This is a genomic window from Streptomyces pseudoechinosporeus, assembly GCF_054783935.1.
The window spans coordinates 170481-196750 of record NZ_BAAGPS010000007.1; the positions used below are offsets into that span (position 1 = coordinate 170481).

Here is a 26270-nt window from a genome sequence, read left to right on the forward strand (position 1 = left end):
TCGTACCTCTCACTTGTCCGGCGCGGGCACCCGGCCGGGCTCCTGCTCGGCCTCGGCGGCTGGCAGGAAGGGGGTGATCAACAGGCGGTAGAGCAGCGCACCGACCAGGCCGCCGATCAGGGGGCCGACGATCGGCACCCAGAAGTAGAGGTCGCCGTACTGATCACGCCAGGCGTCTCCGTAGCCCGTGAGGAACGCCGCCAGCCGGGGCCCGAGGTCACGGGCGGGGTTGATCGCGTAGCCGGCGTTGGTTCCCCATGCCATGCCGATGGCGACGACGATCAGGCCGATGATGAACGGGGCCATGTTCGCGCCCGGCGGGGTGTTCAGCAGGTCGGTGACCGCGAAGATCAGCAGCACAAGCAGGGCCGTGCCGATGATCTGGTCGCGGAAGGCCCCCAGCTGGCTGATCGGTAGCCCGCCGTTGCCCGGCAGGGTGGAGAAGACGATCTCCGTCTTGTCGGTGTGCCCGGGGTCGGCCCTCGCCAGCACCTCGCTGTAGTTCCAGCGCACCAGCAGGGCGGCGACGAAGGCGCCCGCCGTCTGGGCCAGCGCATACGGCAGGACCTTGCTCCACGGGAAGCCCTTGAAGGCCGCGAGCGCGAGGGTGACCGCGGGGTTGATGTGGGCGCCGCTGACCCGCGCCGCCACGTAGACGCCGAGGACGACGCCGAGGCCCCAGGCCCACGCGATGCTGTCGTGGTCACCCAGACCACCGTCGGTCAGCGCACCGCCGGCGACGACCTGCGCGACGACACCGCATCCGAACAGAATGAGGATCATGGTGCCGGCGAACTCGGCCGAGGGTTCACCGACGAGACGTGCCTTCGTAGGTGCCGGCATGTTCCGATCGTCGGGAGCGCGGGCGCGAGCGGCATCCGCCGACGTACCAATCGGGTGAGTCGGCGCCTGGCGCCCGGGGCCGGGAGGTGCAGCGGCCGCTCAGGCTTCGGGTGTGGCGTCCTCGGAGAACTCCCACCAGGCAAGGGGAAGCCAGTCCCCGTTGACAAAACCGTCGACCGCCGACCCCCGACCGCTGATCGACACGGTGGTGCCGGGCGGATAGGTGGTGCCGGACAGTCCGGACACGGAGACGAGCAGGGTCCCGAGGCGTCGTATCACTGTTCGCGCTCTCTCACTTCCACAGAGATATATATGTGACGACAGTAGTCAACTTGTCCGATGGCACACAACGGATGGATCATGAGATAGGGCACAAAAACACGAGGGCACGACAGCAGCACTACCGTGTGGAGGTGCGTAAGCATGAAGGCCGTCGTCTACAAGGGACCGTTCGAAGTCGCGGTCGAGCAAGTGGAGAAGCCTGGACTCCAGCACCCGAACGACGTGATCGTCCGAGTGACGTCCACCGCGATCTGCGGCTCCGACCTGCACATGTACGAGGGCCGCACCGCGGCCGAGCCGGGCATCGTCTTCGGCCACGAGAACCTCGGGATCATCGAGGAGACCGGGGACGGAGTGTCGTCGCTCAAGCGGGGCGACCGGGTGGTCATGCCCTTCAACGTCGCCTGCGGGTTCTGCAAGAACTGCACGGCCGGCTTCACGGGCTTCTGCGTGACCGTGAACCCCGGGTTCGCGGGCGGTGCGTACGGCTACGTCGCGATGGGGCCGTTCAGTGGAGGCCAGGCCGAGTACGTACGGGTGCCGTACGCCGACTTCAACTGTCTGAAGCTCCCGGAGGGCGATGCCAACGAGAGCGACTTCGTCCTGCTCGCCGACATCTTCCCGACGGGCTACCACGGCAACGAGCTGGCCGACGTCCGTCCCGGCGAGAGCGTCGCGGTGTACGGCGGCGGGCCGGTCGGCCTGATGGCCGCCTACTCCGCCCTGCTGCGCGGCGCCAGGAAGGTGTTCGTCGTCGACCGGGTGGCCGAGCGGCTGCAGAAGGCCGAGGAGATCGGCGCGATCCCGGTCAACTTCGCCGACGGCAATCCGGTGGAGCAGATCAAGGACCAGACAGAGGGAGAAGGCACCGACAAGGGCATCGACGCGGTGGGCTACCAGGCTCAGGCACGCGGCGAGGACCGTGAGGAGCCAGCAACCGTCCTGAACTCGCTCGTCGAGACGGTGCGGCCGACGGGAGCGCTCGGCATTCCGGGCCTGTACGTTCCGTCCGACCCCGGCGGGCCGGACGAGCAGGCCAAACAGGGCATGCTGCTGGTGGCCGTCGGCAGGCTCTTCGAAAAGGGACTGCGCCTGGGCACCGGCCAGTGCAACGTGAAGCGCTACAACCGGCAGCTGCGCGACATGATCATCGAGGGGCGCGCACGGCCCGGCTTCGTTGTCTCGCACGAGCTGTCGCTCGACGAGGCGCCATCGGCGTACGAGAAGTTCGACAAGCGCGTCGAGGGCTATACCAAGGTCGTCCTGCACCCGAACCGGTGACCTGAGCCGGACACCCGCACCCGGTCCGCAGGACGCGGTGCGCGCCGGCCCGCAGATGTCGATCAGCGGCCGGTGCCCTCCTCGTCGGTGGCGCAGTCGCCGACTGCCCGGTGGTCTCGGCCTGGCCCTGGGTGAGGGGCCCGCGGCAGTCGTCGCACCAGCCGTCGGGCCGGGTCGGGCGACGTTCCACAGCAGGTGGGTGACTCGTCGTAGACATCGTCACCGGAGACGTACCGGTCGGTGATGTTTCTCGGGCGCCGCGAGCGTGCGCCAGGACATCATCAGCTCGGAAGCAGCCGGGGTGACGACACCTTGTCCTAGAGGGCAATGGCGGCGCCGGTGGAGCGAAGGAGGCTCGCGTTGAGCAAGGTAGTGCTGGATGTGTCGATGTCCCTGGACGGGTTCACGGCCGGACCGAACGTCCGCGAGGAGGAGCCCATGGGGACGGCGGCGAACGGCTGCACGAGTGGATGGCCGGGAAGGGCCGGACGGCGGGGTCGACGTCGGCGTCCGCCAGGAGGTGGACGCGAGGGTGGGGGCCGCCGTCATCGGACGGCCACACCTTCGACCTCGGCCTGGGCTCGTGGGGCGGCACGCCGTGGCCTGGCGTCCCCAGCTTCGTGGTCACCCACCGGACCAGGGAGGACCTCCTCGGCGACAACGGCGGAACGTTCGCCTTCGATGGGCTGCAGACGCAGCCCGGCGTGCCAAGGAAGCCGCGGGAGACAAGGACGTCCTGGTGCTGGGTGCCGACGTCGCCCGACAGCTGCTCACAGCGGGCCTGCTCGACGAGGTGCGCATCCACCTCGTCCCCCTGCTGATGGGGCAGGGCACGCCGCTGTTCGCCGGGGAGCGGGCCGAGCTGATCCCGCAGAGGGAACCCATCGCGGGGTCCGTGACCCACCTGCGCTACCGCGTCCCGAATCCCTGACGCCCCCACTGGCTTCGGCTTGGCAGGGTGACGTTGGCGTGTCGAGGACGAGGCCGGTTGCGGCTATGAAGCCGTTGAGGACGTCGGGGCGGCACTGGAGGCGTTTGAGCCGGTGGTGTCGAGGTCGAGACCGTGGCGCAGGACCACCGCAACGAGCCATCCGGCCACGGCCGGGACGCCAGTTCGCAGCAGCGAGGCGTAGATGTTCATGGGAATGCGCTCCTTGGGCTGGTGAGAGGGATCAGGCAAAGAGACGGCGCCAGGTCTCCGGGCCGGGGTAGCCGTCGGCGTCGGAACCGGTCCACTTCGGGGCGCGCTGGAAGTCGGCGACGTTAAGGCGGTCTGCCTCACCCCAGTCGCGGGACGGGCCGACGCGGTAGTGCTTGCCGAAGCCCTTGCGCAGTCTCGACCTGGAGGCACACCTTTCCGGTGCGATTGGTACGAGTGCCGCCCGCGGCATCGACGACCGACTTGGACCGGCTGCTAGCCGGATAGAACTGAGCGGTCCTGCCTGTTGAAGGGGTCCCACAGCAGGTGCGGCGCAGCGCCGCTGCCACCGCCTGTGACGTACCTGAACGAGCTGGTCGAACGGTACGAGGTCGACGGGCTTGACGGCGGTGCCGTTCTTGTCCCAGGTGATGTGCCAAATCACGCGAGGTGCGTACTGGGTGTCGGTCGGTGCGGTGTCGCCGAGCGGGCGGGCCGCTCATGCTCTGCATTCATTTCGCCGAACTCGATCGACTCAGGCCTGCGTAGCGGTGTGCGACTCCGCCGGGAAGCAGGTATTCGGCCAGCAGGTTGCCGGCGCGGCGGGAGGGCAACCCCATGTCGTGCAGGAGTTCGTCCGCGCAGTGGATGTCGTAGGGGCCGAAGTCGTAGCCGCCGGAGCCTGGCAGCACCTGCTCCTGCCAGGCCAGGCGAGCGTCGATGGCCTCCCCCATCTCCTGCTCGCCCGGGGTCGTGCGCAGCGTCGCCCGGAAATAACGGGTCAGCCAGTGCGCGGTGAGTTCCACGCCCATGATGTTGTTGAAGACCTGCCGGAAACCGACGAACCCCAGCCGGTCGGCGCCGGGTGGCACGATGCCTCGGTAGAGCCGCAGCCGCCCGGCGGAATCGTGCACTCGCACTCTCGAATCCAGGAACGGGAAGACTTTGTGGTGCCCCGTGGCGAACACGATGACATCCGCCGCCACTTCCTCGCCGGTCGCCAGTCGCAGCCCCTTGTCGGTATACGCCTCGACGGCACTGACCTTGGGGGCGATCAGGCCGCGGCGGACGGCCCGCGCATAGCCGCGTGGCATTACTCCCGCGTGGGCCAGGTGGAAGGGGAGCGCGTGAGCGGGCCGCAGCTGCCTCGGCAGCCGGTACAGCCCGGTGGAAATCAGCATGTCGCGGGTGATGAGCCACCACAGAGCCCGCTTGACCCGCTCGTCGATGCGGTCGATCGGGCGGATGCAGGCCGGATCGTGGTAGCGGGGCAGGAGCGCCTCACCGAGCCGGGTGAACAGGATCCACTTGTAGCCGACCAGTCCGAGCAGAAACCGCTCGGGGACCATCCAGTTCACCTTGCGCTGCACGAGGGTGGCCGAGGTCGCCTCACCTGCGGCGCGGGTGATCAGGTCCAGTGCGGACTTGCCGCCGCCCACGACGACCACGCGCCGGCCGGCGAAAGTCCCGGCCCGCACCTCGTTGGAGTGCAGCACGGTCCCGCGGAACAACTCACGCCCGGGCAGCTCCGGCAGCTGGACATGATGATGAGCCCCACTGGCGACAACGACGTAGTCGAATGTTTCGCGATGAACCTCCGCCGACTTGTCCCCAGCGGGCCGAGAGTCGATCAACCAGCCGGCGGCGCCCACCCGCCCAGGCCCCTCCACCGGCCGGATGGAGATCACCTCGGTGCCGGGTCGGACGCGGTCCAGCACACCGAAGGTCTCGGCGTACTTCTCCAGGTAGCGTTGCGTGTCCACCGCGCCGGCGAAGTGCAAACGGTTGGGCAGGTCCGCGAACTCGAAGATGCGGAGCGCGGACTGGTTGGCCAGCCCGTCGTAGCAGCCCTCTGCTGACCAGATCCCGCCGACCTGCTGGTACTTGTCGAAGACCGTGACGTCGAAGCCGTTCTCCAGCAGCACCTTGGCGGTGACGATTCCCCCGGGGCCGGCCCCGACAACACACGCTCTCATCAGCTGCCACTCTCCTTGGGTGATCGCCGCAACCAGCTCGCTCATCATCCCGGTTGCGGACCCCCATGCCCAGCGCATGGCCACAGTGCCTGAGACATCAGAAGCCGAACGATCACGGCCACGCCCCAGGACACGACGTACGCGGTCAACGCCCGCAGACGGAGACGACCGCGCGTATCACGGTGCGTCAGAACCCGGGAAGCCATGTGGAGTTGCCCGAGCGGTGCGGGCGTCGGTGATGAGTCAACTCCCGCCACCGCGGCGTCATCCAGCACGATCCCGTGTCGTACCTCCGCCGCTATCGCCCTTGCGGAATGCGGATACGTGCAGGACCAGAGGTGAGTCCGGCGCGCCCGGCAGGAGCCGGTGGGAAGTTGCGGGCTCCTCATTGGGCATTTCCACTGTGGGTGGATCAGGCCGGCTCCGGAAAGCGAGGACGCCTTCCTCGACGGTCACCGAAGCGAGCCCACCGACTGACGGATCACCAGCTGGGTGCTCAGGACCACATGGTCGTCGGCGAGGCGCTCCTCGCGTTCCAGGGCCAGCCGGACCGCAGTGCGGCCCAGGTCCTCGTAGGGCACCCGCACCGTGGTGAGCGCGGGGGTGAGATCGGCGGCGAAGGGAACGTCGTCGAAGCCCACGAGCGAGATGTCCCCGGGGACGTCGAGTCCGGCTTCGCGCAGGGCGGCGAGCGCCCCTACGGCCACCATGTCGGTACCCGCGAGGATCGCCGTGAAGTCCAGGCTGGAGACCAGCGCCTCGCGGGTGCGCTGATAGCCCGAGACACGGGTGTACGGACCGGGAATGTCGAGTTCCTCCGCGTGCGGCACCCCGTGGGCCCGCAGGGCGTGCAGGTAGCCGCCCCTGCGCTGCTGTCCGGTACTCAGCTCGGGGATACTGCCCAGGCAGAGGATGCGTCGGTGCCCGGCGCTGAGTAGTTGGTCGGCGGCTTGGAAGGCGCCGCCGCGGTTGTCGTACTCCACTACCGTGACCGGCAGGTTGCCCGGCAGTGCCGGACGGCCCACTAGCACCAGCCGAGAGCCCGCCGCGTCCAGCGCCCTGGCGTACTCGGCCATGCGCTGGTGGTATCCCTCGTCCACCATCGCACCGCCTACGAGGAGCACCGCGGCCGCGTGCTGCTCGCGCATCAGCTGTACCAGGTCGTCCTCGCGCTTACGGTCGCCGTGGGTCGCGCAGACCAGGCTCAGCCGGCCTCGGGATGCCGCCTCCTGCTCCACTCCGGCGGCGACCTGGGCGAGGGAGGGGCCCGTGATGTCCTGGATCACCAGGGCGATGGGGCCTGCAACCTGTCCGGACAGCGCCTTGGCGTGCACGTTCACCACGTAGTGCAACGACTCCACCGCCGCCATGACCCGGGCCCGGGTGGCGGCGGAAACCGGATAGTTGCCTGCAAGGGCACGGGAAACGGTTGCTACGGACACCCCGGCTTTCGCGGCGACATCGCGAATCGTGCTCGGCCTTTCTCCGCCTTCAGTGCTCTTGCGCCCGCGCCTGGGGCGACCGGGTTCATCACCTTGGAGTCCGTTTCCCTTGACAGTCACAGCTTTGACGTTACTGCATGGGGCGCCTCCTGCAGGGAGTGCGGGACGGATACCAGCGGCCGGAATGAGAAAACGTTTTCTTTCTGGCATGCCCACGGAAGCTCCCGAGCTGGGGACGGGGCGTCGTTGCCGTTTCGGACGGCTCAGGCACTGGTGGCGAGATCGGCCCGGTGGACCCTGTATGCGGGCGGGAACCCGGCGGCGGACCGCTCCAGCTCCTCCACGACGGTGGCGCCGAGCCGTGCCAGCTCATTGCCGAGCGAGCCGGCGATGTGCGGGGTGAGGAAGACGTTGGGCAGCCCGTAGAGCGGGGAGTTCGCGGGCAGCGGCTCCGGTTCGGTGACGTCCAGCACCGCACTGATCCGCCCGCTGACCAGTTCCTCGGCGAGTGCCCGGGGGTCGACCAGGGCACCCCGTGAGGTGTTGATCAGTACGCTTCCGTCCTGGATCAGCGCCAGCCGTTCACGGTTGAGCATGCGGTAGGTCTCCGGGGTGTCAGGGGCGTGCACGCTGACGATGTCGCTGGTGCGCAGCAGCTCGTCCAGGGGCAGCGCCGCGGCACCGAGTCGCGCCGCCTCGGCGTCGTCCACGTACGGGTCGTACAGGCCGACCGAGAGATCGAAGGGACGCAGCAGCTCCAGCAACCGGCGACCGACGCGCGAGGCGCCGATCACCCCGACCCGTCGGCCGAGATTGCCGACCTCGGTGTACTCGTCCGGGCCCGGGTAGACCCGCTCGGCCCGGAAGCGTTCCCGGAGCCCGAAGGCATCCTTGCCCGCGAAGAGGATCGCGGCGAGCGTGTACTCGGCGACGGGCAGCGCGTTGGCGCGGACGGCGCTGGAGATACTGAGCCCGCGGGCCCAGAACGCGTCACCGACGATGCTGCGCACGCTGCCGGCCGCGTGCAGGACGGTACGCAGCCGGGGGGCGGCGTCCAGCAACTCGGCACCGAGGTGCGGACAGCCCCAGCCAGTGATCAGGACCTCGGTCTGCGACAGCGCGAGGGCGGCCGCCGGGTCGGTGAAGTCCTGGACGACGAGGGCCGGGTCGATGCGCACGAGCGTCCGCAGCCGCGTCATCAGGTGCGGCGGGAAGAGCTCGGGCAGATGCATCGGGTTCATCGCGAACAGGGCGGAGGGCAGCGACGGCGTGGACATGGTGCTCCTGCTGGGCGCGAGGGAGTCGGGTGGAGTGAGCGAGGCAAGGCAGTAAACGTATTCCACGCTAGGAGCCCGACCCATGGCGGGTCAATGCTCAATCAGACACTCACCCTGCCCTTGGTTTCAGTAACGGTGGGTAATCGCCACCCCTAACTGTGCAGGTCACCTCAGCCTCGGTGCAATGTCCTGGAAAGTTTGGCGAAACAATCTCATCGCCTCTCTTGCGGCTCCGCGCCTTCGCGCTTTACGGTCCACAGCAAACGGTTACTAACCGGGAGAGCGGTGACCGCCTCACGTCGCCGACTCACCGCCTGACCGCGCCGGTTCCCCACCCCCGCGCGCCCTGATCCCTTTCGTGGAGGACCGATGTCCAAGTTCCGCAAGCGACCCCTGGCCTCAGTCGCCGCTGCTGCTTCGCTCTCCCTGGTGCTGGCCGCCTGTTCCGGCGGCGACGACACCGACACCTCGGCCGCCCCGAACACCAAGGGCGAGGTCACCCTGGAGTTCTGGAGCTGGACCGACGGCATCGAGGCCCAGACGAAGGTGTGGAACGAGGAGCACCCCGAGACCCGGATCAAGTTCGTCAACGCGGCCGGCGAGACGGCGTACCAGAAGCTGCGCGCCGCGGTGAACGCCGGCACCGCCCCCTGCCTGTCCAAGATGGACGGGATGAACCTGGCGAACTTCGCCGCGGACGGCCTGCTCACCGACATCACCAAGGTCGCAGAGCCGTACAAGGGCAAGTACACGTCGGCGGCGTGGAACGCGGTCAGCCCCGGCGGAACCACCTTCGGCATCCCCATGGGCTCCTCACCGCTGTTCACCGCCTACCGCGCGGACCTGTTCACGAAGTACGGCCTCGAGGCACCGACGACCTGGGACGACCTGATCGCGGCAGGCAAGAAGGCGCAGAAGGAGAACAAGAAGGTCAAGATCTACAACATGGCCGGCGAGGACCCGAGCACCCTGGTCGACCTCTCCTGGGAGGCGGGCGCCCAGTGGTACAAGGTGGAGGGCGACCACTGGGTGGTCGACTTCACCTCGCCCGAGGCACTGCAGGCAGGTGACATCGTCCAGCAGCTGGTCGACAACGACCTCACTTCCAACGCCTCCTACGCCGACCCGGGCGTCTTCAAGACCTGGGACGGCGGCACGACCATCGCGATGACGACGTCCACCTGGCAGCTGCCGATCTACGACACCAACTTCCCCAAGTCGCGCGGCAAGTGGCAGCTCGCGGATTCGCCGGTCTTCGACACGGCCAAGCCGCGGACCTCCAGCAACTTCGACACCCTCGGAGTGCTCAAGGGCTGCAAGTACCCGGACCGCGCCGCCGAGTTCGCCGCATGGCTGAGCAGCAGCAAGGAGTCGCTGGCCACGCTCACCGACCCGGCCTCCAAGTCCGGCCTCTTCCCTGCGGTCACCGACGTCTCCCCGTATGTCGACAAGATCATCCCTGCCGAGATGTTCAACGGCGAGTCCGACAGCGCGAAGGTGATCACGACCGCCGCCTCGCGGGTCGGTGACCAGTGGCAGTACGGCCCGAACTACGCGGCCATGTACTCCGAGATGCAGAAGCAGTGGGGCAAGGTCATGAAGAAGGAGCTCACGGTCAAGGAGATGCTGACCAGCATCGAGAAGTGGACCGTCGACGACCTCACGGGCAAGGGCATCAAGGCTGTCGCGGGCAGCTGAGCCCCTCGCGGAGACAGCCGACTCACCTCTACTTGGAGACACCCCGTGTCCACTCTGACGCGACCTCGTGTCGCGACCGACTCCCCGGTCCGGCGGCCCTCCCCCCGCCGGGCCGGGAGGCGGGGAGCCTACAAAGGGCTGCTGTTCACACTGCCCTTTCTGCTGGGCTTCCTCGCCACCTACGTCCTGCCGATCGGTTACGCCTTCAGCCAGAGCCTGCACGAGAAGAAGAGCACCGGTCTCGGCTTCGGCCCGACACGGGCCGTCTACACCGGCTTCTCCAACTTCGCTTCCGTCCTGGGCGACGACGCCTTCTGGGTGAGCATGGGGCGCACCCTGCTTTTCGGCGCCGTGCAGATCACTGTGATGCTGGGCATCGCCCTGCTGCTGGCCCTGCTGCTGGACGGGATCGCCGCCCGGGCCGTCCGCTTCTTCCGCGCGGCGCTGCTCATCCCGTACGTCATCCCCGCCGTGGTCTCCACCCTGATGTGGCTGTTCCTCTACAGCCCCACAGGCAGCCCGCTGCTGGACATCGCCGAACGCGCGGGCATGCACATCGAGTTCTTCGGCGGCCTCAACACCTACCTCTCGCTGGGCAATCTGCTCACCTGGCAGGGGATCGGCTTCAACATGATCCTGATCTCCGCCTCGTTGCAGGCCCTGCCCCGTGAGCTGTACGAGGCCGCCCGGCTCGACGGTGCCCGCGAGTGGCGGATCGCTTGGTCGATCAAGGTGCCCAACATCACCGGGATCCTTGTCCTGACCGGCATGTTCTCGCTGATCGGACGGCTCCAGTTGTTCGGCGAGCCGCTGATCATGCGGCAGATCGCACCGGAGTCCATCAACACCGACTTCACGCCGATGATGGAGATCTACGACAAGGCCTTCAAGATCGGCGACTATCAGTACGCCGCCGCCGAGTCCCTGGTCCTGGCCGTCGCCACGGGCATCCTCGCCTACGTCTTCTACCGCGTCACGAACAGGAAGATGTCATGAGCAGTGTTGCCTCCGGGGGCGGCGCGCGCCCCACCCGCCGCGCGATGGTGCTCACCACCGGTCTGCTGGTGATCTTCCTGCTCTACTCGCTCGCCCCCACCTGGTTCCTGATCGTCTCCGCCACCAAGGACCAGACCGACCTCTACTCCACGTTCGGCCTGTGGTTCTCCTCCAACCACCTCGGCGACAACCTCCAGGACATCTGGACCTACCACGACGGGGTGTTCGTCCGCTGGATCGGCAACTCGGTCCTCTACGCCACCCTCGGGGCGGCGGGCGCCACCCTTGTCTCGCTCGCCGCCGGATACGGCCTGTCGAAGTTCGGCTTCCGCGGCCGCGGTGCGATCTTCGCCGTCATCGTCGGTGCCTCCCTGCTGCCCAGCACCCTGCTGGCCTTCCCGCTCTACCTGGTCTTCGCCGAGGCGGGCATCACCAACACCATCTGGTCGGTGCTCATCCCGTACTTCATCAACCCGTTCGGGGTCTACCTCGGCAAGGTCTACGCCGACAGCTCCGTGCCCACCGAGCTGATGGAGGCGGCCCGCATCGACGGCGCCGGTGAGCTGCGGATCTTCTACGCGGTCGCGTTGCGGCTGATGAGGACCGGCGGCATCACCATCTTCATGCTCGAGTTCATCAACATCTGGAACAACTTCTTCCTCCCCCTGTTCATGCTCAATGGCGAGCGCAGTTTCCCCGTCACCCTGGGTCTCTACTCGTGGCTCCAGCAGGCACAGACCGCCCGCGACATGAACACCCTCGTCCTCACCGGGTCCCTGCTGTCGATCGTTCCGCTCGCGATCTTCATGTTCGCGCTCCAGAAGTACTGGCGCAGCGGAATTCTCATGGGCAGCCTCAAGTAAAGGAACACCAGCCGTGTCCAACACCCCCAGACGCCGTGAAGTGCTCAAGTACGCCGGGACGACCGGCGCCGCCGCGGCTGGCCTCGGCTGGCTGACCACGCAGTCCGCGGCCGCCTCTCCGGTCACCGAGTCCGAGCTGCCCGAGGCGTTCCAGCCGGCCGTGAGTAAGCCGTTGGACAGCGTCGTCTTCGGCGACGCGAAGTCCGAGGCCGCGCACCACCTCACCGCCACCCTCTCCGACACCGTCACCGGTGGCCTCGGCCAGAGCGCCCGAGTCCTCAACCCGACGCAGCCGGCGAGCTACTGGGGCGGCACGCTGAAGTTCGACGTCTCCGTCAGCCCGACCGGCACCACCTACGTCACGGTGCGGCTGTGGGGCGACGACTACGACGACACCTCCGAGCAGGCGGGCTCCGGCACGAACATGTGGCGGCTCCAGCTCTTCTGCGACGGCCTCCAGGTCGGCTACCAGGACGAGGGAGCGGTCGACAGCCTCGACATCCTGGACACCGCGCCCCGCACACCCGGCCGTTTCTTCTTCCACACACTGCCGCTGCCGGAGAGGATGACGGCCGGCAAGAAGAAGGTGACGCTGGAGATCCGCTCCATGGGGCGCATCTGGTCGTACGGCCAGAACCCCGACCAGCTGTACCGCACGATGACCACGCCCTCGCGCGGCATCTACCGCATCTACACCCACACCGAGCCGTACTTCATCCCGCCCAAGGGTGAACCCCAGGGCCCGGCCCCGGAGTTCAAGCCGCGCACCGTCGAGGGCCCCGAGGTGCTGGAGGCCGTGCGCAAGCGCGTCCTGAAGGACCAGCAGCACTACCTCGTCACCGCGAACCCGGCCGGCATGGACGCGTTCGCGTTCCAGTCCCTCGCCGAGGGCTACCTGTGGTCCGGCAGCCCCGCGTACAGGAACCCGGCGGCCCTGGACCGCGTCCTGCGGGCCGTCGACGGCCGCTACATGGCCTGGAAGTCCGACAAGGCGGTGCTCACCGGGTCCGACCAGCAGTGGCAGGGCTTCGGTCGGGTCGGCCTAGTGCTCGCCCTGCTGTGGGAGCACCTGGGCGACCGCCTGGACGAGAAGGTGACCGGTTCCCCCTTCGAGATCTCCAACGCGGGCTTCGAGGAGGGCGGCGACACCCCCATGGGCTGGCTGGCGCCCAGCTGGGGACAGACGTCCGGCGCGACCTGGTCGCGGGACACCGCCGTCTCGCGCACCGGCTCCGCCTCGCTGAAGCTCCAGGTGCCCGCGTCCGGCGGCAACATGTTCACCTACTCGAACCCCAAGACGCGGGTCGGGAAGGGCACGTACACCTACGGGGCGTGGATCAGGACGGACGGCGTCACCGGGACCGGTGCGTACATCGACCCGCTGTTCTTCGACGCGAGCGGCAAACTCGTCGGCAGCGACCACAAGAAGTTCGCCGCCGGCGGCACCCACGGCTGGGAGTACGTCTCCATCGATCTGGAGACCCCGGAGGGTGTCACCCAGGTGGAGATGCACCTGCGGCTGTCCGGCCCCGGCATCGCCTGGTTCGACTCCGTGGACCTGATTAAGCCGACCGAGATACGCAACCCTGGCTTCGAGCAGGGTTCCACCGCTCCCACGGGCTGGACGGTGCCCAGCTGGGGTCGGACCGCCGATGCCACCTGGTCCCGGGACACCACCGCCTCCCACTCCGGCTCCGCCTCCCTGAAGGTCGCGGCGACCGCGGACACCGGTTTCATCACCGCCTCCAACACGGCGAGGTTCCAGGTCGGCGACGGCACGTACTCCTACAGCGCGTGGATCAGGACGGACGGCGTCACCGGGACCGGCGCCCACATCGACCCGCTGTTCTTCGACGCGGACGGCAAGCTCGTCGGCAGCGACCACCGGAAGTTCGCCGCCACCGGCACCCACGACTGGGAACAGGTCTCCCTCGACCTCCAGACCCCGGCCGGCGCCACCCAGGTCGAGTTCCACCTGCGGCTGTCCGGCCCCGGCGCGGCGTGGTTCGACGACCTGGCCGTCACCCCGCCGAAGAGCGCCGCCACCGTCGAACAGCCGGTGCGCCGCGCGGCGTACCGCGACATGCTCAAGTCCAGCCGCGACTACTGGCGGCAGCACTTCCCTCACTACACCAACCAGTCGCAGATCTGCGCCATCGGCATCTACCAGGCCAACCGGGGCCTCAGGCTCCTCGACCCCGACCTCGCCCTGCCGGAGGAGAAGGCCCGCGACTACATGTACCAGTCGCTCGGCATGAAGCCCTACCTCGGCAGGGAGGACGCGGACGGCAACCCGACCAGGCCGCTCGGCGAGAGCTATCACCAGGTCAGCAAGGCGGGCCTGACCCGCGAGTTGGGGTACGTGGGCAGCTACGGCGAGGTCATCGACTGGCTGGTCATGATGTACGAGTCCGTCACGCGCGGCCACGACGCCCGGGAAGCGCCCGAACTGCGCGAAGAGATGATCAAGATCTGCAAGGCGCGCGGCCGCTTCCGGGTCGTGGACATCGACGAGACGGGCGGCCGGGTCTCCCGCATCGAGACCGTCATCGGCTGGCGCAACGAGGTCTACCCCGGCGAGATCGCCTACGCCTCCCGCACCGCCTGGGACTCCCACCCGCTGATGGCGGCGGTGGTCTTCAAGGACCCCGACATCGTCGGCTGGACCCAGGAGATGGTGGACGACGGGCAGTTCTACCGGCAGCTGGACCTGCTCGTGAAGAACGCCTGGACCCGGGTCGGCCTCGCCGGACTGCGCCTGGTGTCCCGCGACTGGGAGGCCTTCCAGGCCCTCGCGTCCCGCCCGGCCCGGATCCCGACGGCCTGGGACCGGCCCGACTTCGTCTTCGCCGACGAGGAGAACGGCTGCCTCGCCGTCAAGAACGGCAAGGAACTGCTGTTCGCCTCCCTCTACTGGCGGTCCCGCCAGGGCGTCAACAACTACGCCCGCGTCCACCACCTCACCCCCGTCAACCAGCGCTCCGCGACGGTCCGTCAGCGCTCCACCGGCACCACCGACGAGTCCTTCACGGCACGCGACTGGATCCTGTGGGACTACGCCATCAACGACCCCGGGGCCGGCCACCTCCCGCCCGGTGGGTTCCCGCCGCCGGGCGAGACCCTCCACCAGTCGCAGGAGGGAGACGTCTACCGCCTCGCCCCGATCCCGGACGACATCCCGGACCCCACGTTGGGCGTCCACTTCGACGGTGTGGAGACCATGCTCGTCGGACGCGCGCCGTTCTACCTCTGCGAGTACGGCAACTACCTGATCGCCATGAACACCACCACCGACGAGACGTTCACCCTGCCCTCACGCAAGGACTTCGGCCCGGCCCGCGACCTCGCCACCGGAAAGGTGATCGGCTCGGGCGAACGGCCCAAGCTCGGCCCGCTCAGCACGCTGGTGCTCTACCGGGGTGGCCTGCCGGGCAACTGACACGCCGGTGGGGCCGGTGCGGCACAGGGACCGCACCGGCTCCACCCGTGCCCTGCGGGCCCCCGCCGGGCCCTCCCGCTCCCTTACTTGCTGTTCCTTCGCGCCCCCTTGCTGTTGCCCCCCACTCCTTCTCCGCACTCAGCGTCGAGTGAAAGAGGAAGACCATGACAGAGCCGCAGTCCCCCGTATCTCCCGAGCCGGCGTCTCGTCCCCCCAACCGGCGCCGCTTCCTCAAGATCACCGCCGTCGGCGCCGGCGCGGCAGGCCTCGCCGGCGCCTCACTGGCCGGAGCCGGCCAGGCCGCCGCCGTCACCTCGGGCCTGACCGCCCTGACCCACCCCGGCGTGCTGCACAGCCGTGCCGACCTCGACCGCATGCGCAGCAAGGTCGCGGCAGGCGCCGAACCGTGGCTGAGCGGCTACAACACCTTCAAGGCCGACTTCTTCTCCCGCTCCACGTACACCATGGCGGGCGGCCGGGCCACGGTCACCCGCGGCAGCGACTCCGAGGCCGGCAACACGGAGCTCTGGTACGACTGCAACGCCGCGTACCAGAACGCCCTCATGTGGTACATCACCCGCGACACCGCCCACGCCACCAAGGCCCTGCAGATCATCAAGTCCTGGACAGGCGCTCTGCGGGAGATCAACGGCAAGGACGCCGAACTGGCCGCCGGGATCTACGGCGCCAAACTGGCCGCCGCCGTCGAGATCATGCACTACTCCGGCCCGGCGGGCAGCTGGTCGTCCTCCGAACTCGCCGCCACGGTCGCGATGTTCGAGAACATCTTCGTCCCGCTCATCAACGTCTACGGCGACGGCGCGTACGGCCTGATGGGCCTCAAGGGCATGATGCAGATCGCGGTGGCCTGCAACAACCTCACGCTGTTCGACGACGCGTACAACGCCTTCTCCACGCACGGCTGCTGCGGGCTGACCAAGCTCATCCAGTCCGGCACCGGCCAGTGCTGCGAGTCCGGCCGCACCCAGGGGTATGCCCAGCTGATCCTCGGTTCGCTGGCCGAGATCTGCCAGACCGGCTGGGTGCAGGGCCTCGACATGTTCGGGGCGTCGGGCTCCCTTCTGCTGTCCGGCTACGAGTACACAGCGAAGTACAACCTCGGCAACACCGTCCCGTACGACGCCACGTTCGGGCGGTGCAACTGGCACTGGTCGAGTGTCTCCGCCCGCGGCTCGTTCCGGAACATCTACGAGATCGCCTACAACCACTACGTGAAACGCGCCGGCAAGTCCGCCCCGTACACGACCCAGGTGGCGAGCCAACTGCGGCCCGAGGGCGCTCCGAACCAATGCGACCACCCGGGCTTCGGCACCCTGCTGTTCACCCTCTGACGCCCCTCCGAGCGGAGCCTTCGTGATCCACAACCCCGTCCTGCGCGGTTTCGAACCCGACCCGGTGATCCTCAGGGTCGGCGACGACTTCTACATCGCCACCTCCACCTTCGAGTGGTATCCGGGTGTACGCATCCACCACTCCCGGGACCTGGTGAACTGGCGGGCGCTGGGCGGGGTTCTGGACAGCCGACAGCTGCTCGACCTGACCGGTGTCCCCGACTCCGGCGGGATCTGGGCGCCCGGTCTGTCGTACGCCGACGGCCTGTTCCACCTCGTCTTCACCGTGGTCGACACCTACGCCGAGGGCTGGAAGGACCTCCCCAACTACGTGACCACCGCGCCGTCGATCGAGGGTCCGTGGTCCGACCCGGTGCCGCTGCACGGCCGGGGCTTCGACGTGTCCCTGTTCCACGATGATGCCGATGACCATGACGGTGCCGGGCGCAGCTGGCTGGTCAACATGCGCTTCGACTGGCGGCCGGAGCGGGAGTCGTTCGCCGGGATCGAGATCCAGGAATACGACCGTGCCTCGGGGAAGCTGCTCGGCGAGCCCCGGACGATCTCCGTGGGCACCGCCGCCGGGGTCGCCGAGGGCCCGCACCTCTACCGCAGGGACGGCTGGTACTACCTGGTGCACGCCGAGGGCGGCACCGGTTACGAGCACGGGGCGGCCGTCGCCCGCTCGCGCGAACTGCTCGGCCCGTACGAGCCCGATCCGGCCGGACCGCTGCTCACCTCCCGGCACGACCCGTCCCTGGAGCTCCAGAAGGCCGGGCACTGCTCGCTCGTCGAGACGGCGACGGGCCAGTGGTACGCGGCCCACATCACGGCCCGCCCGTACACCGAGCGCGGCCGGTGCGTACTGGGCCGCGAGACCGCCCTGCAACCCGTGACCTGGACCGAGGACGGCTGGCCACGCATCGCGGGCGCCGTCCCGGCCGTCACCGTCCCGGCGCCCGGTCTGCCTCCCGCGCCCGTACCCGAGCCGCCCGCCACGGACCACTTCGACGGCCCGGCGCTCGGCCCCGACTGGTCCACCCTGCGTCGCCCGGCCGGCCCCGACTGGGTGGAGCCGGCGCCCGGGCGGCTGCGCATCCGCGGCGGCCAGTCCCCCGTGGGCCGTCGGACACCCAGTCTGGTCGCCCGGCGGATCACGGCGCGGTGCTGCTCCTTCGAGACCCGGCTGACCTTCGAGCCCCGCACCACCGACCAGCTGGCCGGGCTCACCGCCTACTACAACACCCGCAACTGGCACTACCTGTACGTCACGGCAGACGACGACGGACCCCCGGTGCTGCGGGCGCTGAGCTGCGAGGCCGGGAGACTCACCGCGCATCCGCCCAGGATCCCTCTCGAACCTGGGCGCCCCGTCGTACTGCACGCCGAACTCGACGGCCCCTTCCTGCGCTTCTCGTACGGCACCGACGGGAACGGTCTGCAAGCGCTGCCGCTCCACCTCGACACCACCGTGCTGTCGGACGAACACGCCGACGAGTTCCACGACGGACAGCTGAGGGTCCTCGGCTTCACCGGCGCGATGCTGGGACTGTGGGTCCAGGACCTCGACGGCTCGGGCGTGTACGCGGACTTCGGCCACGCCACCTACCACACCACCCCGGACGGCCACCGATGACGATCGTCCGCCTCAACCGCATCGGTCTGTTCTGCACCTGCCTGGGCCCGGACGACGCCCCGGCGTTGCTGCTGGTGCACGGCTGGGGCGGCGACGGGCGGGAGTGGTCGCCGCACGCCGAGGCGCTGGCCGACCGATTTCGCGTCCTCGTCCCCGACCTGCGCGGCCACGGCCGCTCCGAGGTACCGGCGAAGGGCAACACCCCCGCGGAGATGGCCGACGACCTGGCCGAGCTGATCGACGCCCTGGCCACCGGGCCCGTGACCGCCGTCGGTCACTCCATGGGCGGCCAGGTCGTCAACCTGCTCGCCGTCCACCACCCGCACACCGTCCGCTCGGTCGTCGCCCTCGACCCCGCCCACGGCGCCCACGCCGCCGAGGTCGAGCAGATCCCCGCCCGGCTGGCCGAGTACGAGGCACACGGCGCCCTCGCCGCCGCCTCCTTCGTGGCCGGCGCATTCTCCCCCCAGGCCCCGCCCGGCCTGCGCACCGCGCACATACGGACCATGCTCGGCACACCGGACCACGTCATCGCCCAGGCGTACGCCGGCATGTACACAGGTCCTGGCGCGGTGGGCGTCCGCCCGCACAGCGAGGCGTATCTGCGCCGCCGCCCACAGCCCGTACTGACGGTGTGGACGTCCGCCGAGGCCGCCGAGTGGGAGCGCGGCACGCTGCGGGTGCCCGGCTCGCGCGTCGACCACTGGGCCGGCACCGGCCACTATCTGCACGAGGAGCGTGTCGAGCGCACGATCCGGCTCATCCGGGACCGGGCGGCCGTGGAGACGGCCGGTGGGGGTTCGTGAGCGAGAGTTCGCGCCTACGCGGCCCCGGCGGGTCCTGAGGGCGATCAGCGAGGTTTGGTCTCGGTGACGTAGCGTCATTTGACGATTTCGGCGAAGGTGCGGACGTGCCCGTGGAGGGCGGTCAGTTCCGGGCACTTGGCGAGAACGGCGGCGTCACGCGAATTCGAGGCAGCGGCAGCGATCGCCCCCAGGCGTCGGCACAGCCTGGCGCATGATCCATCGTCAGGACACGCCCTCACGACGAGGGGGAGCGGTGCTGTCGCGGATGACGAGTTCGGTGGCGAGTTCCACGCGGGTCTGGGCCAGTGACTGACCCTGGGACAGCTTGACCACCATGGTCGCGGCGGTGGCGGCCATCTCGGCGAGCGGCTGATGGACCGTCGTGAGCGGCGGGACGGTCCACTGCGCCGGACGCAGGTCGTCGAAGCCGACGACACTCAGGTCCTGCGGGATGCGCAACCCGGCCTCGGCGGCCGCCCGGTACACGCCGAGTGCCAGCGCGTCATTGCAGGTGAAGACGGCGGTCGGTGGATCCGGCAGGCGCAGCAACTCCCGGGCGCGCCTGAGGCCCTCCTCGGCCCGGTAGTCGCCGAGACGGACGAGCGCCGGATCCACGGAAACCCCCGCGGTCTCCATCGCGGTCCGATAGCCGTCCACCCGGGCCCGGCTGGCGAGGGCCTGTTCGGGCCCGGTGATGACGGCAATGCGTCGGTGCCCCAACTGGAGGAGGTGCCTCGTGGCCGAGAGTCCGCCGTTCCAGTTGCTCGCGCCGACCGACGGGGACGCGTGGGCCGGTTCCCCGTTGGGGTCGACCAGGACGAAGGGGATGCCGCGGCTGCGCAGTTGACCGCTCTGCGTGTCGGTGAGGACGGAGTACACCTCGATGATGCCGGTCGGGCGGCGGTAGAGGACGTCCTCGACCCAGCCCTGTCCGGGCGTTGGGCGGCCCTGCAGTTCGGACAGCACCACGGCCAGCCGATGTTCACGGGCCACGCTCTGTACGCCCTTGATGATCTCGATGTGGTACGAGTCCCGGATCTGGCGGAAGACAAGTTCCAGCACGGCCGCCGGGCGGGCGGCCCGCTTCTGCCGCTGATGCCCGTACCTGCGGATGATGTCCTCGACGAGGGCGCGAGTCTGGGCGGAAACGTCCTCTCGCCCGTTGATCACCTTGGACACCGTCGCAACGGAGACCTTCGCATATGCGGCGATCTGTGCCGTGGTCAGAGGGCCGACGCATTGGTCGTCGGCAGGGACGCTCCGGTCTGCTGAGGACATGCCGAGAGTCTAGCCGCTCCGAATTTTTCGAACCCTGGAAGCTTACGTACAGAAGCCTTGACGGCTTAGCAAGCTCTTTCTACAGTCCCGGGGCACGCCGATTCATCGAGGAAAAGAGCGAAATTTTCGAAGCGCGGTGGGGCTTGGTTCCTCATCTCGCACCCCCACAAACCGGAGAAGATCATGACCACGAGAGCCGTGAAGCACCGCTGGTCATTACTGGCTGCGTCAGCCGCCGCTCTGTGCGGCATCCTGCTGGGCCTCGCAGCGCCCCCCGGAAGCGCCGCCGGCACGGCGACATCCCCGGCCGAGATCGGCACAACCCAGGCCTGGCCGAACACCCCGGACGGCTTCGCGTCCACCGACGGCGGCACCACGGGTGGCGCCGCGGGCAAAACGGTCACCGTCACCACCTACGAGCAGTTGAAGCAGTACGCCACCGCGGCGGAGCCGTACGTCATCAAGGTGGCAGGGGAGATCAAGGTCACCCCGTTCGGCACCGAGCTCCGCGTCGCCTCGAACAAGACCATCGTCGGAGTCGGCACCAAGGGTCACATCGTGAACGGCGGCTTCTTCCTCAAGGCGGGAGTCAGCAACGTCATCATCCGCAACCTCACGATCCGGGACACCCGGATGCCCGAGGACGACCCGGGTGACGACTCGTTCGACTATGACGCCATCCAGATGGACACCGCGGACCACATCTGGATCGACCACAACAGGCTCGAGCGGATGAACGACGGCCTGATCGACAGCCGTAAGGACACCACCAACCTCACCGTGTCCTGGAACGTCCTCCGCGAGGGCAACAAGACCTTCGGGATCGGCTGGACCGACAACGTCACCGCCCAGATGACGATCCATCACAACTGGATCAGCGGCACCAACTCCCGCAACCCCAGCATCGACAACGTGGCCAACGCCCACATGTACAACAACTACCTGCACAACGTGGCGGGTTACGGCAGCTGGTCCCGGGGCGCGTCCGACACCGTCATCGAGAACAGCTACTTCGAGAACGTCAAGGATCCCTACTACCGGGACCCGGACGCCTCGCTCGTCGAGCGCGGCAACATCCTCGTCGGCTGCAAGGGCAAGCAGCAGACCGGCGGCACCGCGTTCGACCCGAGGGATTTCTACGACTACACCCTCGACGCCGCCAAGGATGTCCCCGCCCTGCTGAAGGCGGGCGCCGGCCCTCAGGCGGACATCGGCGCCTGACTCCTGCGGGACACGTCAGTCTGTACGACGGGCGCCGGGTTCTGCACCCCCCCGGCGCCACCCCCGGCCGATGGGGCCGTCGATGAATTAGTGGGTTGCTTGCGGGAGTTGGGCTCGTTGATGCGGTATGGGGCGCTTCGACGAGTTGATCGGTTCGCTGGAGGAGAAGCTGGAGGCGGTGACGCCGTACCTGGACGAGCGTCAGCGGCGGATCCTGTACGGCGCGGAGGCGAGGCAGCTCGGACACGGCGGGATCGCCGCGGTGGCACGGGCCGCGGGCGTCTCCAAGGGCTGTGTCCGCCGGGGCCTGGCCGAGCTCGGGGCGGGCCGTGTCCCGGACGGCCGGGTGCGGCGTCCGGGGGCCGGCCGCCCGGCACTCGCGGCGAAGGACCCCGGCCTTGTGCCCGCTCTGCTGGCGCTGGTCGAGGACAGTACGCAGGGTGATCCGATGGGGCCGCTGACCTGGACGACGAAGTCGCTGCGCCGCCTCGCGGACGAACTCGCCGCCCAGGGGCGGAAGGTGGGGCGCGACACCGTCGCCGCGCTGTTGAAGACGGCGGGATTCAGTCTGCGCGGCAATGCGCGGGTGTTGGCCGGCAGCCACCACCCCGACCGGGATGCCCAGTTCCGGCACCTCAACACCACCGTGCAGGGCTTCCTCGACGCGGGCGACCCGGTCATCAGCGTGGACACCAAGAAGAAGGAGCAGATCGGCCTCTTCGCCCAGGCCGGGCGCGAGTGGACCCCGCCGGGGCAGCCGGTCAAGGTCCTCGACCACGACTTCCCCACCCACGCCTGCGGCACTGCGATCCCGTACGGCATCTACGACGTGGGCCGCAACACCGGCTACGTCGTCCTGGGCACCGACCACGACACCGCCGCTTTCGCGGTGGCCTGCCTGCGCCGCTGGTGGACCGAGGAAGGACGGGCCGCCTACCCGGACGCGAAGCGGCTGCTGATCACCGCGGACGAAGGACGGCTCGGTCACCTTCACCGACGCCAAGACCGGTGCCCAGCGCGCCACCATGCCCGCCCCGGTGATGTGGGACGCCGCCGTCGACAAGACCTCCGGCGAGCACACCAACCGGGCACGCGTCGACATGAAGGTCGTCGACAAGGGCGCGGGCGAGGTCGACCTGGTGGTCACCCCCTCGGCGAAGTTCCTCGCCGACCCGGACACGAAGTTCCCGGTCACCGTCGACCCCTCCACCTCCGCACTGTCGAACACCTTCGACACCTACGTGCAGCAGGGCGAGACCGTCGACTGGTCCACCGACACCGAACTCGACCTCGGCAACCCCGGCACCAAGAACGCCGACGGCACCCCGCGCACCGCACGCTCGTTCATCACCTGGAACACCACGCCGATCCAGGACGCGCTGATCGTCGACACCAACCTGGCGCTGTGGAACTTCCACTCCGGCAACACGGACTGCAGCGCCCAGTCCTGGACCATCTGGGACACCGCCGCCCCGTCGACGTCCTCGCGGTGGACGTCCCAGCCCGCGTGGAACCAGCAGTACCACTCCTCCACGCAGACCAAGGGCAACCCGGACTGCGCCGCCACCCAGCCGGACGGCTGGATCAACGCCGACGTCGACACCCTCGTTCAGACCTGGGCCTCCGCCAAGGCGACCCGCGGCCACATGGGCCTGCGCGCGGCCACCGACGACGTCAAGGCGTGGAAGCGGGTCAACTCCGCCAACGCTACGGCGAATCAGCCCAAGCTGTCCGTCACCTACAACTACCGGCCCTCGGACGGCACGAACCGGCAGGCCGGCGCACCGTTCAAGTCGTACGCGGGGGTGTGGGCGGTCAACACCACCACCCCGACCCTGCGGGATACGTTCACCGACCCGGACGGCGACACCGTCAACGGCACCTTCCAGGTCTACGACGCCGCCACCAACACCCCCATCACCACCCCGGCCGGCGAGGGCCTGCTCGTCTCCGACTTCGTCGCCTCGGGCAAGCCGGCCTCCGTCACCGTCCCGGCCGGCCAGCTCCAGGACGGCAAGACCTACAAGTTCCGCACCAACGCCTACGACGGCACCCACTACAACCTCAGCTGGTCCGGCTGGACCCAGTTCGTCGTCGACACCACCGCCCCCGGCGAGCCGCAGACCATCACCTCCCAGACCTATCCGGAGAACTGGGGCGGCGCCTCCGGCGTCGCGGGCATCTTCGACGTCACTACTGGTGTCTCGGACGCCAACCAGGTCCAGTTCCGCCTCGACCCGTACGAGGACGACGCGGCCGACTACGGCTGGCAATCGGTGCCCACCACCACCGGAACGGCGAGGGCCGCGGCTCCGGATGCCACGTACACCTTGACCCCGGCGGCAGACGGCAACCACGCAGTGCAGACCCGCACGGTCGACCGGGCAGGCAATGTGGGGCCGATCAAGGACTATGGATTCACCTCCGGGAGCCGGGACTACAACCGCAAGCAGAAGATCGACATTGCGATCCCGAAACTGGATCCGAACGCCGCACAGCCGGTCCAGACCGACGCACCGCAGGCGCCGCCGAAGCCCGGCGCCGATGCTCCCGGCTGGAAGGGCTGGGAGCCCCGCACCTTCGCCGAGGGCGGCACGAAGGTCACCGTCACGCCCAAGATGGAACGGTCCCTGGAGGGCACCCGTAAGGCGGCTCAGGCCATGCGCACCAGGGCGCCGTCCTACCCCGACCCGATCATCAAGGGCTCATGGTGCCAGCCATCGCTGTACGGTGAGGCACAGAAGTCGCTGATCACCCGTAACGAGGCGTGCCTGTTCTACGACATGGGCTATCAGGTGACGTACACCTACCAGGGGCTCCCGGTCGCCACATACCGCGCTGACTTCGAGTTCGCCTTCCAGGTCAAAACCGACCCGAAGACGGCTGAGATCAAAACCTGGATCGAGATCAACCCGGTCTATAACGACTTCCCTCCGGACGATCGGGCCGTGCTGCTCGGTGACGGCGGCGAGGACGCCTTCATCGACTCCATGTGCTACAGCGACGGTTGTGAAGGCGGATCGGGAGCGAAGAACTTCGACTTCTTCAATGACCTGAGCTGGAAGGGCGGCGGTGAGCACGATCCGACAGACGGGCACATGGCCACCGGCACCGCCGACCACAAGTGGAATGGCAGCGTCAATAGCGCCACGGGTGCACGTGACATCGATCTGTCGAAGAAGCTCCCGGTGTGGTTCGTGGGCCACTTCGTCACCGAGTCGGGCCCGCCGGACGGCAAGGGCGACAAGGACCAGGACAGCGGACCGTGGCGATCCCCCGCCATCGATGTGCGGTGCGACAAGGTCGCGGCGAACGGTGCGGATGCCGGCTGTGTACTGCCGCAGTACTTCCCCGAGTACAAGTTCAACACCGCCAAGTACCCGTCGGCTGCGGCGCATGCCTGGCTGATCCAGAACAAGTCGAAGGTCAAGGGGAGCGGTAAGACCCGCTCTGATGCGCTGCAGTACCTTCCGAGGAAGGAGCGCAACGAGTCGTTGTATGAGCGAAAAGACAACCGGGACAAGGTGATGTGCCCCAAGTCGCGCTCCAAGCGGACTGACGGCTGGGTCCCGAACAAGCCGTTCCTCAAGCACCCGTGGACGGCTCTGCACCCGGAGATCACCGAAGGGGCCTCCGAGTCGGTGTCCTGTGACGAGTTCCCGTTCTCCTCCACCTACCAGTCCCCGGGAGTTCCGGCGGCGAACGACGGACAGAACCCAGCCGGTGCAAACGGCGGCGGCGAGTGTATCCAGACCGTTGCGGCCAAGACCGACGACGGCAGCGAACACCTTCTGGACGACACTCGATACGACGCACCGACGTTCAACGAGAACTGCGGCCGGTCTTCCATGTCGCTGAAGGTCAACTCCGGTTCGATGAGCCTGGACAACTTCTACGAAGCGTTCCTGAAGAAGTTCCGGATCATCGACAAGGACAGGTACACCCTCGACCCGGGCGATGCCTGGTTCAAGGGCTGCGACACCACCAAGGCTGACCTCGTCTGCACGATGGCCAAGCCCTAAGCACTACGTTGGTCGGCACCGGGCCCGGGCGCGGTGCCGACCAGTTGCATTCAGTGAAGCGGCGTCCAGTCTTCGGCGGCATCCGTCAGCCACGAGCTCTGCGGGTCATCCCAGATCAGGCAGCGATAGACGATGCCTGGCACGCCGGACGAGCCCATCAAATCAGCGGGCCCGGCCGTCAGGGTGCGGTGAACGGCCTCCAGGTAGGCGGCGATCGACGGATACCGCGGATCGTCGATCCCCTCAGGGAGCTCCCAGGAGCCAACACCGTCAGGGCCTGCGTAGTGGCCGGACTCAGGCCCGGCTTCGTCCCGTGTGAGCCAGGGAACAACCGGTGCGCCCCACCCGCTGCTGCCGCCGAGAAGCACCGCGGACATGGCCTGCTCCGGAGTGAAAATGATTCCGCCGGGCAGGAAGGCCCCCGAGCCGACCTCCCCCTCCTCGTCGCCTTCGATCTCCTGGTGCTCCACCCCACCGCAAAGCCGCCACAGCGCCTTCAACTCGGCAGGCAGCCCGTACCCGAGGTGTTGCCTTAGCTGATCATCCGCCGCGGCGATGTCCTCCTCCGGCGCCGGCGGTAGCAGGGAGGCATACGACGTAGGAGCATGTTCCGCCAACCAACGGGTGAGAGCCTCCCATGCCTCAGCAAGGGCTTCTGAGCTGTACTGAGATTTGTGGAGTCCCTGATGCCAGGGTTACGGTCCTGGCGAAGGAGAACCA

Annotated in this window: 19 protein-coding genes and 2 pseudogenes; 12 read left to right on the forward strand and 9 right to left on the reverse strand. The window is 68.4% G+C overall.

Annotated elements, in window-relative coordinates:
• Positions 1-9: 9 nt before the first annotated feature.
• Positions 10-843, reverse strand: a complete 834-nt coding sequence (locus ACYVO6_RS10995; RefSeq protein ID WP_461059853.1) for an MIP/aquaporin family protein — start codon at positions 841-843, stop codon at positions 10-12.
• 99 nt (positions 844-942) lie between these two features.
• Positions 943-1122, reverse strand: a complete 180-nt coding sequence (locus tag ACYVO6_RS11000) for a hypothetical protein (RefSeq protein WP_461059855.1) — start codon at positions 1120-1122, stop codon at positions 943-945.
• A gap of 144 nt (positions 1123-1266) precedes the next feature.
• Between ACYVO6_RS11000 and ACYVO6_RS11005 the strand changes: the two genes are divergently transcribed.
• Both ACYVO6_RS11005 and ACYVO6_RS11010 read left to right on the forward strand, forming a co-directional pair.
• Positions 1267-2406 (forward strand): glutathione-independent formaldehyde dehydrogenase, encoded by a 1140-nt coding sequence (locus ACYVO6_RS11005; protein ID WP_461059857.1) that lies wholly within the window; start codon positions 1267-1269, stop codon positions 2404-2406.
• 739 nt (positions 2407-3145) lie between these two features.
• Positions 3146-3337: a dihydrofolate reductase family protein gene (locus tag ACYVO6_RS11010; protein WP_461059858.1), complete on the forward strand. Its 192-nt coding sequence runs from the start codon at positions 3146-3148 to the stop codon at positions 3335-3337.
• Positions 3338-3400: 63 nt separating this feature from the next.
• On the opposite strand, the gene ACYVO6_RS11015 is transcribed toward ACYVO6_RS11010, so the two are convergent.
• The 5 genes and pseudogenes from ACYVO6_RS11015 to ACYVO6_RS11035 all read right to left on the reverse strand — a co-directional run bounded on the left by ACYVO6_RS11015 (position 3401) and on the right by ACYVO6_RS11035 (position 8239).
• Positions 3401-3547, reverse strand: a complete 147-nt coding sequence (locus ACYVO6_RS11015) for a hypothetical protein (RefSeq protein WP_461059860.1) — start codon at positions 3545-3547, stop codon at positions 3401-3403.
• A gap of 31 nt (positions 3548-3578) precedes the next feature.
• Positions 3579-3740 (reverse strand): annotated as a pseudogene (locus ACYVO6_RS11020) (peptidoglycan-binding protein); the annotation flags it as partial.
• A 316-nt stretch (positions 3741-4056) separates the two neighbouring features.
• Complete coding sequence (locus ACYVO6_RS11025) at positions 4057-5520, reverse strand: flavin-containing monooxygenase (RefSeq protein WP_461059862.1); 1464 nt, start codon at positions 5518-5520, stop codon at positions 4057-4059.
• A gap of 452 nt (positions 5521-5972) precedes the next feature.
• Positions 5973-7082, reverse strand: a complete 1110-nt coding sequence (locus tag ACYVO6_RS11030) for a LacI family DNA-binding transcriptional regulator (protein WP_461059864.1) — start codon at positions 7080-7082, stop codon at positions 5973-5975.
• Between the two features lie 143 nt (positions 7083-7225).
• Complete coding sequence (locus tag ACYVO6_RS11035) at positions 7226-8239, reverse strand: hydroxyacid dehydrogenase (protein ID WP_461059866.1); 1014 nt, start codon at positions 8237-8239, stop codon at positions 7226-7228.
• A gap of 369 nt (positions 8240-8608) precedes the next feature.
• On the opposite strand from ACYVO6_RS11035, the gene ACYVO6_RS11040 reads away from it, so the two are divergent.
• The 7 genes from ACYVO6_RS11040 (at position 8609) to ACYVO6_RS11070 (ending at position 19029) form a co-directional block, all read left to right on the forward strand.
• Positions 8609-9937 (forward strand): ABC transporter substrate-binding protein, encoded by a 1329-nt coding sequence (locus ACYVO6_RS11040; RefSeq protein ID WP_461059868.1) that lies wholly within the window; start codon positions 8609-8611, stop codon positions 9935-9937.
• A gap of 45 nt (positions 9938-9982) precedes the next feature.
• Entirely contained in the window at positions 9983-10933 is a 951-nt protein-coding gene (locus ACYVO6_RS11045) for a carbohydrate ABC transporter permease (RefSeq protein WP_461059870.1), read from the forward strand.
• Entirely contained in the window at positions 10930-11796 is an 867-nt protein-coding gene (locus ACYVO6_RS11050; protein WP_461059872.1) for a carbohydrate ABC transporter permease, read from the forward strand. Before ACYVO6_RS11045 ends, ACYVO6_RS11050 begins: the two co-directional genes overlap by 4 nt.
• Before the next feature lie 13 nt (positions 11797-11809).
• Positions 11810-15235, forward strand: coding sequence for a Tat pathway signal sequence domain protein (locus ACYVO6_RS11055; protein WP_461059874.1), 3426 nt, complete (start codon positions 11810-11812; stop codon positions 15233-15235).
• 164 nt (positions 15236-15399) lie between these two features.
• Entirely contained in the window at positions 15400-16587 is a 1188-nt protein-coding gene (locus ACYVO6_RS11060; protein WP_461059876.1) for an alginate lyase family protein, read from the forward strand.
• A 22-nt stretch (positions 16588-16609) separates the two neighbouring features.
• Positions 16610-18223, forward strand: a complete 1614-nt coding sequence (locus tag ACYVO6_RS11065; protein WP_461059878.1) for a glycoside hydrolase family 43 protein — start codon at positions 16610-16612, stop codon at positions 18221-18223.
• Complete coding sequence (locus ACYVO6_RS11070) at positions 18220-19029, forward strand: alpha/beta fold hydrolase (protein ID WP_461059880.1); 810 nt, start codon at positions 18220-18222, stop codon at positions 19027-19029. Before ACYVO6_RS11065 ends, ACYVO6_RS11070 begins: the two co-directional genes overlap by 4 nt.
• A 222-nt stretch (positions 19030-19251) precedes the next feature.
• Here the strand turns inward: ACYVO6_RS11070 and ACYVO6_RS11075 are convergent, their stop codons facing one another.
• On the reverse strand, positions 19252-20307 hold the full coding sequence (locus ACYVO6_RS11075; protein WP_461059882.1) for a LacI family DNA-binding transcriptional regulator: 1056 nt from the start codon (positions 20305-20307) through the stop codon (positions 19252-19254).
• A 183-nt stretch (positions 20308-20490) separates the two neighbouring features.
• Between ACYVO6_RS11075 and ACYVO6_RS11080 the strand changes: the two genes are divergently transcribed.
• From ACYVO6_RS11080 to ACYVO6_RS11090, 3 genes and pseudogenes are all read left to right on the forward strand, one after another.
• The gene (locus ACYVO6_RS11080; protein ID WP_461059884.1) at positions 20491-21528 is read left to right on the forward strand and encodes a pectate lyase family protein; all 1038 of its coding nucleotides are present in this window, start codon (positions 20491-20493) and stop codon (positions 21526-21528) included.
• A gap of 127 nt (positions 21529-21655) precedes the next feature.
• Positions 21656-22504: pseudogene (locus ACYVO6_RS11085) on the forward strand (ISAzo13 family transposase); the annotation flags it as partial.
• A 49-nt stretch (positions 22505-22553) separates the two neighbouring features.
• On the forward strand, positions 22554-25550 hold the full coding sequence (locus ACYVO6_RS11090; RefSeq protein WP_461059886.1) for a DNRLRE domain-containing protein: 2997 nt from the start codon (positions 22554-22556) through the stop codon (positions 25548-25550).
• A gap of 50 nt (positions 25551-25600) precedes the next feature.
• On the opposite strand, the gene ACYVO6_RS11095 is transcribed toward ACYVO6_RS11090, so the two are convergent.
• On the reverse strand, positions 25601-26050 hold the full coding sequence (locus ACYVO6_RS11095; RefSeq protein ID WP_461059888.1) for a hypothetical protein: 450 nt from the start codon (positions 26048-26050) through the stop codon (positions 25601-25603).
• Positions 26051-26270 lie beyond the last annotated feature (220 nt).